The 12,627-nt window shown below is 37.7% G+C and carries 13 protein-coding genes; 11 read left to right on the top strand and 2 right to left on the bottom strand.

Annotation, left to right across the window (positions count from 1 at the left end):
- Window positions 1–3: 3 nt before the first annotated feature.
- From L0668_RS13540 to L0668_RS13510, 7 genes are all read left to right on the top strand, one after another.
- A complete protein-coding gene (locus L0668_RS13540) occupies window positions 4–2,556 on the top strand; it encodes a DUF4132 domain-containing protein (RefSeq protein WP_235313237.1) in 2,553 nt (850 codons plus the stop codon).
- Between the two features lie 151 nt (window positions 2,557–2,707).
- Window positions 2,708–3,544 (top strand): MipA/OmpV family protein, encoded by an 837-nt coding sequence (locus L0668_RS13535; RefSeq protein ID WP_235313236.1) that lies wholly within the window; start codon window positions 2,708–2,710, stop codon window positions 3,542–3,544.
- Window positions 3,545–3,649: 105 nt separating this feature from the next.
- Complete coding sequence (locus L0668_RS13530; protein ID WP_235313235.1) at window positions 3,650–4,000, top strand: DUF3019 domain-containing protein; 351 nt, start codon at window positions 3,650–3,652, stop codon at window positions 3,998–4,000.
- A 13-nt stretch (window positions 4,001–4,013) separates the two neighbouring features.
- Complete coding sequence (locus L0668_RS13525; RefSeq protein ID WP_235313234.1) at window positions 4,014–4,727, top strand: response regulator; 714 nt, start codon at window positions 4,014–4,016, stop codon at window positions 4,725–4,727.
- Between the two features lie 7 nt (window positions 4,728–4,734).
- Window positions 4,735–6,033, top strand: coding sequence for an ATP-binding protein (locus L0668_RS13520; RefSeq protein ID WP_235313233.1), 1,299 nt, complete (start codon window positions 4,735–4,737; stop codon window positions 6,031–6,033).
- 216 nt (window positions 6,034–6,249) lie between these two features.
- On the top strand, window positions 6,250–6,744 hold the full coding sequence (locus L0668_RS13515) for a DUF3016 domain-containing protein (RefSeq protein ID WP_235313232.1): 495 nt from the start codon (window positions 6,250–6,252) through the stop codon (window positions 6,742–6,744).
- A 77-nt stretch (window positions 6,745–6,821) separates the two neighbouring features.
- The gene (locus L0668_RS13510; RefSeq protein WP_235313231.1) at window positions 6,822–7,295 is read left to right on the top strand and encodes a peroxiredoxin; all 474 of its coding nucleotides are present in this window, start codon (window positions 6,822–6,824) and stop codon (window positions 7,293–7,295) included.
- Between the two features lie 119 nt (window positions 7,296–7,414).
- Here L0668_RS13510 and L0668_RS13505 read toward each other — a convergent pair whose 3' ends face one another.
- Window positions 7,415–8,185 (bottom strand): 3-keto-disaccharide hydrolase, encoded by a 771-nt coding sequence (locus tag L0668_RS13505; RefSeq protein ID WP_235313230.1) that lies wholly within the window; start codon window positions 8,183–8,185, stop codon window positions 7,415–7,417.
- A gap of 196 nt (window positions 8,186–8,381) precedes the next feature.
- On the opposite strand from L0668_RS13505, the gene L0668_RS13500 reads away from it, so the two are divergent.
- Both L0668_RS13500 and L0668_RS13495 read left to right on the top strand, forming a co-directional pair.
- Complete coding sequence (locus L0668_RS13500; protein ID WP_235313229.1) at window positions 8,382–8,555, top strand: hypothetical protein; 174 nt, start codon at window positions 8,382–8,384, stop codon at window positions 8,553–8,555.
- Window positions 8,556–8,580: 25 nt separating this feature from the next.
- On the top strand, window positions 8,581–8,814 hold the full coding sequence (locus L0668_RS13495) for a hypothetical protein (protein ID WP_235313228.1): 234 nt from the start codon (window positions 8,581–8,583) through the stop codon (window positions 8,812–8,814).
- 37 nt (window positions 8,815–8,851) lie between these two features.
- Here the strand turns inward: L0668_RS13495 and L0668_RS13490 are convergent, their stop codons facing one another.
- Window positions 8,852–9,682 carry a LysR family transcriptional regulator gene (locus L0668_RS13490; protein ID WP_235313226.1) on the bottom strand — a complete coding sequence of 277 codons (831 nt, stop codon included), beginning with the start codon at window positions 9,680–9,682 and terminating at the stop codon, window positions 8,852–8,854.
- Between the two features lie 250 nt (window positions 9,683–9,932).
- Here L0668_RS13490 and L0668_RS13485 point away from each other — a divergent pair, with 250 nt between their 5' ends.
- The gene (locus L0668_RS13485; RefSeq protein ID WP_235313224.1) at window positions 9,933–11,378 is read left to right on the top strand and encodes a RimK family ATP-grasp domain-containing protein; all 1,446 of its coding nucleotides are present in this window, start codon (window positions 9,933–9,935) and stop codon (window positions 11,376–11,378) included.
- Window positions 11,378–12,610: a GNAT family N-acetyltransferase/peptidase C39 family protein gene (locus L0668_RS13480; protein WP_235313223.1), complete on the top strand. Its 1,233-nt coding sequence runs from the start codon at window positions 11,378–11,380 to the stop codon at window positions 12,608–12,610. The genes L0668_RS13485 and L0668_RS13480 overlap by 1 nt, the downstream gene beginning before the upstream one ends.
- Window positions 12,611–12,627: the final 17 nt, after the last annotated feature.

Genomic DNA, 12,627 nt, shown 5'->3' with positions numbered 1-12,627 from the left:
ATAATGCTAAACAAGCTATTAAAAAATATAGGGATACTCTCTGCCAGTAAAAAGGAGAGCCAATATGATGAAATGCTTTTATCCATAGAGAAATATATTCTTTCGTCTGAAAAGTATATTTATGCAGGGACAGACTTGTCTTTTGCAAATTGCCCACAGTACCAAGAACTAAAGAAACTCAGTTCATCTGAAAAACTTGAAGTGTTAGATGTATTGGTGCATAAAATTAGTACAGTTGAGTTTAAAGACGAGGTGGGCCTTAAGTCTTATTACATTGATATTCATCTACTCAATAAACTATTGAGGTTTAATCTTAGGTTTCCTAATGGTTACTCATTTTTAGGCTTGTTTAATCAACTATATCAGCCAAATAAATGTTTCGAACTGCCTTTACATATACCCGACCGTCCATTTAGCCATTTTGTTAAGCAAATTGAGCATCATGTCAGTCATTATGGTTTAGATCCGATTACCAGTGCTGACATCAAAGCATTAATAACGCATCCCAAGTTAAGTCAATATTTAACCAATGATTCTAGTAAAGCCTATTGGGGCCCAGATATTGGCAAAGCGGTCAATAAGTTAGAAACACTATTATTCTTAAATGATAAACAATTAGCCACCCCTTATGTTCTTGATGACGGGCGAGTTAGTACAATATTAAACATGTCATTAGCAGAGTTAACGTTTGCAGAACAAAATCAATGGCACGTAATATTCAATCATTTATCTACTGCTAGTACATCAAAGCCCAGCAAATCTTTTATAAAAACAGCTCAATTAATTATTGAACAACTAGGTACTAGTGCCTATCAAACTAGGGTGATTGAATGGATAACGGCTATTTCAAAATTAAAGTTTCAAACTGTAGCGGGCGCAGAATTTGTTGAGGAAAAGCAGGTTAACCTATTAAAAGGCATGGTATGGACGTTAAGCCTTTTTCAAGATGAAAAAACTTTGCAATCTATCGAGCTTTTAACCGAGGTATGTTTTAAAAAAATTATTGGTAAAGGTGCGGCTTCAACCAGTCTTGGTAATGCAGGTATATATGTTTTGGCTCAGGCTAATGGCATGGCTGGCATAAACTATTTATCAAAATTAAAGTTAAATATTCGCCAAACTAATACCCAAAAGCTTATTCAAAAATATATTGAAAAGAAAGCTAACAGTATGGGTATGAGTACTGCACGAATAGAAGAGTTATCAGTGCCAACCTTTGGTCTTATTAATGGCAAGTTGAGTATTGATTTTGATTATTATCAGTTTCAAATTGCATTATCTAACTCTGGTGGGCTAGATACACACTGGGGGAACACCGATGGTAAAATTCAAAAGACAACACCAGAATGGATCAAAAAAAACGACGTGTATATGGATAAGCTTAAAGATACACGCAGCCTTTGTAAGCAAATAAAACAAACCTTCAGCGCACAAAAACATCGTATAGACAGGTTATACACCGAAAATATGCAATGGACTTTATCATCATTTAGCAAAACCTATTTGCAGCATGGCTTACTGTCTCAGATTGCAAATAAACTCATATGGAAAGTCGACGATAATCTAGTTATTTTTGTGTCTAATCAGTGGAAAAATGTTCAAGGTCAGGTAATTGACTTTACTGGTGAAGAGACGGTTGAGCTTTGGCATCCCCATGACACAGACAACTGCGTAATTACACAGTGGAGAAGCCAGCTGCAACATCTGCAAATTCAGCAGCCAATTAAACAGGCTTTTCGTGAATGCTTTCATTTGTCTGAATTTGAAATATCTAATCAGCTTACTACGGATAAATTGGCTAAACATATTCTCAAACAACATCAGCTTAAGTCCCTAGCTGTATCTAAGGGCTGGGCATTTCAGTTACTTGTTGCAATGGGCGACAGATCTGGCAAAGGCCATGTGTCGAGATCATTTCCAGAGCATAAACTAACGGTGAAACTTTCTGTTAATGAACCCTCTTATAGTAATACTGATATTAATGAGTCTTGGATGTGGAATTATGTCGTCACTGATGAGGTTACATTTTTTAATGAGGAAGCTGGCGTTGTCAACTTTGGGGATGTCCCTGCGATTTTATTTTCAGAAATATTTAGAGATATTAGTTTGTTTATTGAAGTGGCGAGTATTGGTAGGGAACCATTATGGGAGGATGAAAAGGCTGAAAAGCTACAAGGTTATAAAGACTACTGGCACTTGTATTCATTTGGTGAGCTGACGGAAACTGCTAAATCACGAAAAAACATACTAGAAAGGTTAATTCCACATTTAACTTTAGGTCATCACATGTCTCTAGATGGTAGTTTTTTAGTGATAAGTGGAAAAATAAATAACTATAAAATTCATATAGGTAGCGCGCAAATTTTAATACAGAAAAATGAACAAGTGCTGTATTTTGAGACACAGAAAACAAATATTAAATCCAAAGATAATATTCACTCGCTGTTTGAGATTGATAGTATTTTGTTGGCTATTTTATCGAAAGCTCATGTTTTAGTGGATGACGATAAAATTAAATATCCTAGTTTTTTAGCTCAGCTTTCTGCAAGGGGCTGAGGTCTAGCATGACAAGTACACGTCAATGTCTGATCGTCAATTGGATTAGTGCTCGCTACATTTTGTTACAGACGCAGTATCTTGTTACGCATTTAGGCGACCATGGAAAATATAATGCCTAGGTGTCTTACAAAAAGGATAGATAAACACTATGAAATTTAATTTAGCTAAACAAGTCTCACTGGCATTGGTCACTTTGGGTTTTGCCACTTCTAGTATCGCAGCAGATATATCTCATTCGTTGCGTAACAATACTGAATTTAATAGCGCACCAGAAAATTACTTCGAAATAGGTTTGGCTGCTATTGCGGGTAAAGGATCAAGTTTTACAAGAGACGATGAAGACTTTTCAGATTTTGAAGTACTTGTAAACGGCAGTTACAACTGGCGGGGATTTTTTATTGATTTATATGGAGAAAGTCATACACCTTTAGTTTTTGGTTACAATGCCTATGATTCAAAAAATTGGTCATTTGATGTGGTGTTAATACCGACTGGCAACGGTATGGGGGAAGAGTTAGATGATAGATTTATTGGAATAAATGAACGACATGTATCAGTGATGCTTGGAGGTCGAGCGACAGGTTACTTTGCTGGTAATACCTTACAACTAAGTATGCAGCATGACATTACTGGTAATAGTAGTGGCACTTCAGCTTCAGTTTTGGTTGGCAGAAATTGGCAATATCGTAATTGGAATTTTCATGGCATGTTGGGCTTGAATTATAACGACGAAAAGCTTGTTGATTATTATTTAGGGGTGTCTGAAGAAGAGGCAGCTCGCACTGATTTTACTGCCTTCACAGGGAAAAGCGTATTGGGTTTCACTGCTGAAGCCGGTGTGACTTATCCTATTAACGAAGATTGGGTATTTAGGGCTACAACTCGGTATGGTAGCGCTATAGATAATGACTCTGATAGTCCTCTATTTTTGACTGATCGTGACAACGCTATGTCAGTTAGTACTAGCATTAGTTACGTTTTTTAATATAGAGGCGTAAATATAATGACGATACATATGACTAGGATAAGTCTCTTTATAATTAATTTAATAATTATAACGATAGTATTCATCAGTGGAAGTTTTCGAGCTATGGGGTCTGAGGAGGACGCCAATAAGCAATCATCTATACAGTTGAAAATCAGCCCTCAACGTTGTGTAGCCTTACGCCAAGGACAAACCTGTTATCAGCATGTAGAGTTTAATTGGCATAGCACAGTAAAGGGGGATTTTTGTTTAGTCGAGTTGAGCCAAAATAAGACTTTGCAGTGCTGGTCTAAAATCAATCAAGGTAGCTTAAGCTATGACTTTCAAGACCAGGCAAGCCGCAATTATGTAATGCGTGCGAAAGGTTCGACAATTGATTTGGTCAAACAAAAAATTACTGTTGCTTGGGTGTATAAATCATCTAAGCGACCAAAAGGCAGTTGGAGATTGTTTTAATGGATAATTTTTAATGGATAACATAGTAGCCAAACACATTATGTTGGTAGAGGATGACCAATCACTGGCCGAGTGGTTTAGTGACTATTTAACTGAAAATGGTTTTCTCGTAACGCTTGTTACTCGAGGGGATGTGGCGATTGACTTAATTGTAGAAGACCAACCCGACATAGTCATTTTGGATATCATGTTACCCGTTAAGGATGGTTTTGACGTCTGTAAACAGGTTAGAGCAGAGTATCATGGTCCGATTTTAATGATGACAGCTAGAGATCAAGAGACAGATGAAGTGTTAGGTTTAGAATTAGGCGCAGATGATTATGTGACTAAACCGGTTAAACCGCAGGTTTTATTATCTAGAATCAAAGCGCTATTACGCCGAACTGAATTAAACCAAGTGGCATCGATAGAGCAAGCGGATGGGTTGAATTTTGGCCAACTAAGTTTGGATTTGACGGGGCGTAGTGTGCGATTTGCTGGAAAAGTCGTGGCTATTTCATCGAATGAATTTGATGTGCTGCGACTACTTGCAAAAGCCGCTGGCCAAGTGGTGAGTCGTCAAGCATTGGTCACAGAGTTACGAGGTATTGAATACGATGGTTTTGATCGTTCAATGGATATATTAGTGTCACGCCTTCGCAAAAAATTGGGAGATGATGCACAAAACCCTTACCGAATCAAAACCGTTTGGGGTAAAGGTTACTTATTTGTGAGTGACGCTTGGTAAACCTAAGGTGAAGAAACTATCATTTTCATTGTTGTTTGTGGTGTTATCTGCAGCTATTGGTTTAGGTTGGACGTTAGATAATTTTTTTGCTCAATTGAATGCACCTGAGCGAACAAGTTCACAAAGTAACGAGCTTTTGTCTTATCGTCAGATGGGGGAGGCGTTAGCAAAAGCTCTTGATCAACAGATAGACCCGGTGACTTTTCTAGAGGCTTGGCCTAAAAATTCTGAATTGACTTTGTCCCTGATAATGCAAGCAGAGTTGCCTTTACCCAAAGAATTGCAAGTTAATTTCCTCCAAGGAAGAGCATTAGAGTTAGAGTCTGAAAACAATATATTAATTCATTTTTTGCTGCCTAGTCGTCAACAAGTGTTGATATTGTCTATTCCTAAACCTTCGGAGCCTGAGAGTAATGAGGGTCTACGCTTGGTCTTCACCAGTGTCTTTTATCTGGGTATTTTAAGTATTGTATTGTTGTGGTTATATCCACTGGTTAGGCATTTACAACATCTAAGGCAAAGCGCCAAGGCTTTTGGCGAGGGTGAGTTAGATCAACGAGTTATTATAACGCGTACATCATATATAGCCGATATTGAGAAAGAATTTAATCGTATGGCACAGCGTATTCAAGTGCTTGTGGACGATAATAAATTACTGGGTAATGCGGTATCTCATGACCTACGTACACCTTTGGCTAGGTTAAGATTTGGTATTGAAGCGTTACAACAAACCGACAATCAAGCTAATAGAGAAAAATATCAAAACCATATTAGTCGTGACATTGATGAGATGGAAAAGTTAGTGGCAGTATTACTTAATTATGCGCGTATGGAGCAGAGTATGGTTGAGGTTAAACAGCAACCAGTTGAGCTAAACTCGCTAGTTAAGCAATGTCTTGAAGTACAAGGAGCGACTGATAAGGATATTATCTGGCAACCTGCAGGCGAAATATATATTCAAGGTGATGAACATTACTTGTCAATGTTGTTAAATAACCTTATTACAAATGCTTTGACGCACGCTAAATCAAAGGTTCAAGTAGCAGTCAGTAGCGAGCTAGAACAGGTGTATTTAAAAGTATCAGACGATGGCCCAGGAATACCAAAAGACAAACGGTTTGAATTATTAAAACCATTTACGCGAGGGGAACTTAGGCTGGGACAACAATCTGGATATGGCATGGGGTTGGCAATTGTTAATCGCATAATACAATGGCATCAGGGGCGGCTAAAAATTGACGATTCAGTTGACTTAGGCGGTGCAGAATTGGTTGTAAGTTTTCTATCAATTAAAGGCCACAACTAGCCATAATTAACTGTTGTTTTGACAAGTTTTATATGCTCAAAATGAAACAAATTGTTACCAGCAAGCAACTAAAGCTTACCTAAGACGTCTAATAAACTACACTAACTAGCATATGTGCTAGAGAATATTTATCTTTTTGTAGGTAAGTATGTAAATTGAGCACAGCTTTTTAATAAATCATGTTTTAATTCATAAGTGTTTTACAGGAGACGAATAATGAAAATTACTAGCCGAATATTTACTTTAGCAGCTGCAACATTTATGTGTTTTCAAGTAGCGGCCATGGCCAAAGTTGAAGTCGTTTGGACTAATCCAGAAAAATATGTCGATATCAAAGACCCTTTTAATGGGATGCAAAATACTAAAGAAGATGCTTTTTATAATATTGAAAAAGTATTAAAAAGATTAGCCAAAAAGCTGCCTGACGGTTATTTGTTGAAGTTAGATGTAACCGACTTAGATTTAGCCGGTGAAACTCAGTCACGAAATTTCCGAGTGGTAAGAGACATGTTTCCACCTAGAATGGAATTTTCTTATCAGTTATTGGATGGTGGCGATAATGTATTAGCTGAAAACCAAGAAAATATTCGTGATACCTCTTTCATGAACAAGGTGTCTTTACGGTACAAAAATGAAGCTTATGGCTTTGAAAAACAATTAATTGAAGATTGGTTTAAAGATAGTTTTACTGACTACTTAGTGAAAAATTAATAGTTAAAAGATAAACCAATAAAAACTCAATAAATTAAATCAGTTGAAAATTAACTAACTATTAGATAGGAAAAATAATGATTAAAGTGGGCGATAAATTACCAGAAGTTACATTTAGTTTACGTAAAGCAGGGGAAGCAAGTAACCCTACTACCAGTGAATTGTTTGCAGGTAAAAAAGTAGTGCTATTCGCAGTTCCGGGTGCTTTTACCCCAACTTGTTCAGAGGCCCACTTACCAGGTTATATAACATTAGCTGATAAATTACAGGCCAAAGGTGTGGACGAAATAATCTGTTTATCGGTAAATGACGCTTTTGTTATGGACGCTTGGGGCGCAACGCAAAACGTTGCTGCTGTTACTATGTTAGCCGACGGCGGCGCTGAGTTTACTCAAGCAATTGGTTTAGATATGCAAACAGCTACATTTGGTGGTGTGCGTTCTCAACGTTATTCTATGTTAGTTGATGATGGAGTTGTGACCAGCCTAAATGTTGAAGCTGCAGGTAAATTTGAAGTCAGTGACGCTGAGACTATGTTGAATAGTTTATAAACGAAACTTATTGAACAGCTTATAAACAAGCTATAAAAATGCCGCTTTAGTCAGCGGCATTTTTGTTTTTGGGTTTTGTCAGTTTCTCTTAATTATTTACTGTAATTGGTATAACTGCCCTAATCTAATATTTTGATCTTTACATTCTTAAACTCTATAGGTTGGCCTTCGCTTTGTAATCCTATGTAGCCAGAGTCTAAGGCTTTACCACCCTGAATATATTCAGGACTTTGGCCTTTCACTGTGTGGTCATTACCATCAATAGTAGGATTAGTGTATTCAAGTACAACTTCTCCGTTGATCAATTGTGTAATTTTAGGACCATTAACAATTAATTCAGCGGTTACCCACTGATCTTTAGGTAGCGCTTTTTTACTTGATTTTAAACAGTGGCCGGGAAATACCTTACCTTGGTATTCAATGTTTGTACCTGGTGAACACATATTACCTGTAGTGCGTTTTCCGTCACCTAAGTCTGCTAAATATTGCATCTCTACTGATACTGGCCAGTTTTGTTCTTTATTTTGAGATTCAGCTGACTGGCTATGAAACATTACGCCACTGTTTAATTCAGCATAGTGTGGGGCCTGTTGTTCAAACTCACCGCTGAAACGATAATCCACTGTTAAGTGAAAGTTCTTAAAAGGCGTTTTATAAAAAATATGTGCAAACTCATCGGTAAATTCATATTGGTCGTATCTGACCTTAAGCAAGCCGTCTTCTACTCTGAAGGTATTACCGAAGTTTTCTCCAGCATGGTAGTGATTCATTTTAACTACCCAATCATTCAAATCTTCACCATTAAATAAGGTGATCCATTGGTCTGACTTGGAAGTGCCGCTGCATCCAAGTGTCATCATGATGCTTAGCATGACAGATAGTATTCTCATGATAATTAAGTCCCTAGTTTCCATATAAATTAATTGGTTTATATATGGGCTGTATATTAGAGGGTGTTTTAATTAGATTAAACAATTTTATTACTCGTGAAGAACAATTTATTTCGTTTTTCTTTTTCTAAATAGAGTCAATAATAGCGAAACAGCAAATGCTGTGATTAATACATAAACTTTTTGGGTTAGGTAAATGAGTAGAAATTTTTATTCAAAAAAAGATGAATTTGAGTCCTTCACTGGTGCTAAAAAGCATAGATTTAACGCGGAATATAGCGGCGAACTAGAGGCAAACTCTAGAAAAAAACAAAAGGTGAATAAACGTAAAGTGCGTAAAGAGCACATCGAATTTGCCGAATTACATTAACAACCTTTATAGTGAGTAAAACTAGATGAAAAGCGTCATTTTGTCATTGGGCGTATTATTAGTAAGTACAGTGTCTGCAGAAGAATTGCCAAACGCAAGTGCCAAGGTAGTCACTGAATTGACACAATATTGTAGTGAAATGGCGACTGAATATAAGATCGCCGAAAAAGACCTAAAAAAATACATGTTAGAATGTGTGAATGAAGAATTAGCTGCTGAGGGTTTTCGACCTTTGGTTAAGTTAGATACCGCACTTTAGTTTGAAATAGCCGTATATTTGACGAAATGTACGGCTATTATTCCAAAAATTCAATCAGTTCACCTAGCCAGGTTTCACGGGCTTCTTTTAGATAAATTAAATAACACTTCACTTCTAAGCTATCCAATGTAGAGACTTTGCTTAACTCGTATTGCTTTAAAATAGATTGAGCAAACTCTTCGGGTAATATCATGGCGCCAGCATTATCAGCTAAATACTCTAAGGCAACTTGCAAAGAGCTAGTACGCAACTTAGCTTGCCTAGAGCCAGGATAAAGTTTGTCAATTTTTTCATTATATTTTTTACCCCAATCCATATAAATAAACTGAGAATTGTCTGCGGCTTTATCCAGCATATCTAGTGATTTTGTTTGATATAAGGCCAGTTTACTGCTGCTTAACTCTATTGTTTCCACGTCATCAGACTTAAAGGGGATAGTGGTTACAGCCAAGTCTATTGCATGTTCGTGCACCAAACGCATTAGTTGTTCGTTGGTTAATACGTCTGCCTTAATAGCCACTTCAGGAAACGCATTTTTTAATCCAGTTAAGTTTTGCTTTAAATACACATCCCATGCATTTGGCGTACAAGCAATGGAAAGTTGTTGTACATTTTCGTCACTTAAGGCTTGTCTTGCTTGGTTTAAGGTTTTGGCTAATTGTTCTGCATAAGGGATTAATTTTTCGCCGGCAGCTGTGAGCTGTAAACTATTTCGATTACGCACAAATAAAGCTGAATTAAAATACTCTTCTAGCTGCTTAATGCGTGCGCTCACTGCAGACTGGGTTAAATATAGGTTTTCGGCCGCCTTTCCAAAATGCCGTGTTTCGGCTACTTCCATAAAGGTTATAAGAAATCGAATATCCATAAAAACTCTTTTATTTATTGGTTCTATTGGGCGTTAGGTGCCCTGAAGTACAGCAAGAATTAAGCGACATATTACATTAATAAAAGTGTTCTTGAAGATAAATATTTTGCAATCAGCATTCACTTCACAATTCCATTAAACAGCGTACGATGCGCCAAAAATCAACAGCTTAAATAGTGTTCTGCACAAAGCTTGTTGGATAAATTTAACCCTAATTAACCTAATGATTTTCTAGTTGTGGAAATGGATAATGCATAAAACCCTTATTGTACTTAATCAAACTTCTAGCGTGATTAATACAAATATTAAAGCGATTGACTTCAATCAATACCTAGCTGACTTCCCGAAAAAGGATGAGCAGTTAACTCGCTTAATAAATTTATGTGACTCAAGTCAATATTTGAGTCAGGGATATTATTGCTCATTATTAGCTGAAGCTCGGCAGCATAAAGTATTACCTAGTGTGAGTACTATTAATGATTTAACCAGCCAAATCAATGGCGTAGAGCTTGTTATCCCTGGGGTTGTGTCTCGCCATTTTGTTGATCAGCAAGCAACAGACTGCTTAGTTTATTTTGGGTGGCACCAAAACACTTGTATTAACAAAGTCGCCAAATATGTGTTCGAACAATACCCCGCGCCTATTTTGCAGTTGTCTCTGTCTTGGCGAGAAGACAAGTTGTATGTACGTGTGGGTTTATTTGATTTAGCCCAATTAAATACAGTTGAGCATGAATTATTTATTCAACGTTTAGACGACTTTACCAATCAAGTTTGGCGCAACAAAAAAAGTAATAAACACCTACGTTGGGACATGGCTATTTTGGTGAACGAGCAAGAAGCCCTACCACCAAGTGATAACGGTGCGCTTAAACGTTTTATCAAAGCAGCTAAACATTTTGGCATTAATGCTGAGTTGGTGTCGGCTAGTCAAATTGGTTTGTTAAGTCGTTACGACGCTTTATTTATTCGCGAGACCACAGCTATTCGTCATCACACATATCAACTTGCCCGAGCTGCTGCTCGTGAAGGCTTAGTGGTGATAGATGACGCAGACTCAATTTTACGTTGTTGCAATAAGGTGTTTTTGCATGATGCTTTTACTTATCACCGAATTCCTTCGCCTAAAACCCGTTTTGTATTGGATGCGTCGGATCAAACTATTGCAAACTTAGAACAAGAGTTTGGTTTTCCTATGGTGTTAAAACTCCCCGAAAGCTCGTTTTCGAAAGGTGTATTTAAGGTGGCGGATCACCAAGCATTAGTCAGCAAAATAACTGAGGTGTTAACTGAGTCGGCGATTATATTGGTTCAAGAGTACATATACACCCAGTTTGATTGGCGTATAGGAGTGTTAAATGGTCGGGCTATTTATGCCTGTCGATACCATATGGCGCGTAATCATTGGCAAATATATAACCATGGCTCGAAACGTTTTTCGTCTGGTGATTTTGAAACCTTACCTACTTTCGAAGTCCCTAGAAAAGTGCTTGATGCAGCAGTAAGTGCTTGCTCATTTATTGGTTCTAGTTTGTATGGTGTAGATATTAAGCATCATGATGACAAAGTTTACGTGATCGAAGTCAACGACAATCCAAGCCTAGATTACGGCATAGAAGACAAATATTTAGGTGAAGAATTGTACATGCAAGTAATGCAAGAGTTTGCTACTCGTTTAGAGCAAAGGGGGCGTTAATGGATACCCATGAAAAAATTAACTGTCAGCTAGTTAGCTCGGACCACAGTGACTGCAAAGAAAGTGGCCTCAAGCAAGATGACTTCAAACAAGAGCACTCTAGACACATTAAGCCGCAGCCAGCTAGTAGTGCCCAAGCAAAGTTTGTAACTCGTGCAGCGGGTTTATCAGACTTGGCTGCTTTGGTTGACATTGAGCAAAACTGTTTTGCTACCGATCGTTTAAGTAAGCGCAGTTTTCGCCACTGGTTACAGTCACCACAATGTATATTTATTGTGATTGAACAGGCAACACAGATTGTAGGTTACGGCTTAGTGATTATGCGCTCTGGTACTCGTTTAGCCCGTTTATATTCGCTGGCTATACTGTCAGACGTGCGCGGTCAAGGTGTAGGTAAGCTGTTATTAATCGAGCTTGAAAAACTAAGCGTGGAAGCGGGTAAATTGTTCTTGCGTTTAGAGGTAGAAAAAACCAATAAACGCGCCATTAGTTTGTATCAAGCTATGGGTTATAAGGTGTTTGGCGATTATAAAAACTATTATGAAAACAATAATGACGCCTTGAGAATGCAAAAGTCCATTCGTCATTATTCTAATTTTAATCGTTTACCCACTTACCCTTGGTATGAACAAACCACAGATTTCACTTGTGGCCCAGCTGCACTAATGATGGCCATGAAAAGCATTTCGGCAGATATGTCGATGGATCAACAAACAGAATTAGATTTATGGCGCGAAGCCACCACCATTTTTATGATGTCAGGCCATGGCGGTTGTCACCCAATAGGTTTGGCACTGGCGGCAGAAAAAAGAGGGTTTAATGCCAAGGTATTAATCAATCAAACTTTACCTTTGTTTACAGCAGGTGTGCGTAGCGAGCATAAAAAGCAAACAGTGGAGTTGGTTGAAGCACAATTCGCTAGCCGAGCTGCTACTAAAGGTATACAGGTTGAAACGGCTGAATTTGATTTGGATTTATTGCAATCGGCACTAGAAAGTGGTGGTCGTGTGTTAAGCCTTATTAGTACTTATCAAATGGATGGTTACAAAGTACCTCATTGGGTCACGATCACAGCGATGGACGATGATTGTTTGTATTTTCACGATCCTAGTGTGCCCGATGGCCATGTAATGGGGTTTGATTGCCAACATATTCCATTGGCTAAAGAAGACTTTATTAGGTTATCCAGCTATGGCAAAAATAAATTACGCACAGCGATAATCTTAAATTAAAACTAATAAAAAAAATA

The organism is Paraglaciecola algarum (assembly GCF_021532655.1).
Taxonomy (GTDB): domain Bacteria; phylum Pseudomonadota; class Gammaproteobacteria; order Enterobacterales; family Alteromonadaceae; genus Paraglaciecola; species Paraglaciecola algarum.
The sequence above is the reverse complement of the archived record's forward strand: the minus strand, read 5'-3'. Positions and strand labels throughout refer to the sequence as shown.

Coding starts and splice junctions, on each gene's coding strand:
- L0668_RS13525 (WP_235313234.1), top strand. CDS start 4,014: ATGGATAACATAGTAGCCAAACACATTATGTTGGTAGAGGATGACCAA.
- L0668_RS13530 (WP_235313235.1), top strand. CDS start 3,650: ATGGGGTCTGAGGAGGACGCCAATAAGCAATCATCTATACAGTTGAAA.
- L0668_RS13490 (WP_235313226.1), bottom strand. CDS start 9,682: ATGGATATTCGATTTCTTATAACCTTTATGGAAGTAGCCGAAACACGG.
- L0668_RS13505 (WP_235313230.1), bottom strand. CDS start 8,185: ATGAGAATACTATCTGTCATGCTAAGCATCATGATGACACTTGGATGC.
- L0668_RS13500 (WP_235313229.1), top strand. CDS start 8,382: ATGAGTAGAAATTTTTATTCAAAAAAAGATGAATTTGAGTCCTTCACT.
- L0668_RS13485 (WP_235313224.1), top strand. CDS start 9,933: ATGCATAAAACCCTTATTGTACTTAATCAAACTTCTAGCGTGATTAAT.
- L0668_RS13535 (WP_235313236.1), top strand. CDS start 2,708: ATGAAATTTAATTTAGCTAAACAAGTCTCACTGGCATTGGTCACTTTG.
- L0668_RS13480 (WP_235313223.1), top strand. CDS start 11,378: ATGGATACCCATGAAAAAATTAACTGTCAGCTAGTTAGCTCGGACCAC.
- L0668_RS13510 (WP_235313231.1), top strand. CDS start 6,822: ATGATTAAAGTGGGCGATAAATTACCAGAAGTTACATTTAGTTTACGT.
- L0668_RS13495 (WP_235313228.1), top strand. CDS start 8,581: ATGAAAAGCGTCATTTTGTCATTGGGCGTATTATTAGTAAGTACAGTG.
- L0668_RS13540 (WP_235313237.1), top strand. CDS start 4: ATGCTAAACAAGCTATTAAAAAATATAGGGATACTCTCTGCCAGTAAA.
- L0668_RS13515 (WP_235313232.1), top strand. CDS start 6,250: ATGAAAATTACTAGCCGAATATTTACTTTAGCAGCTGCAACATTTATG.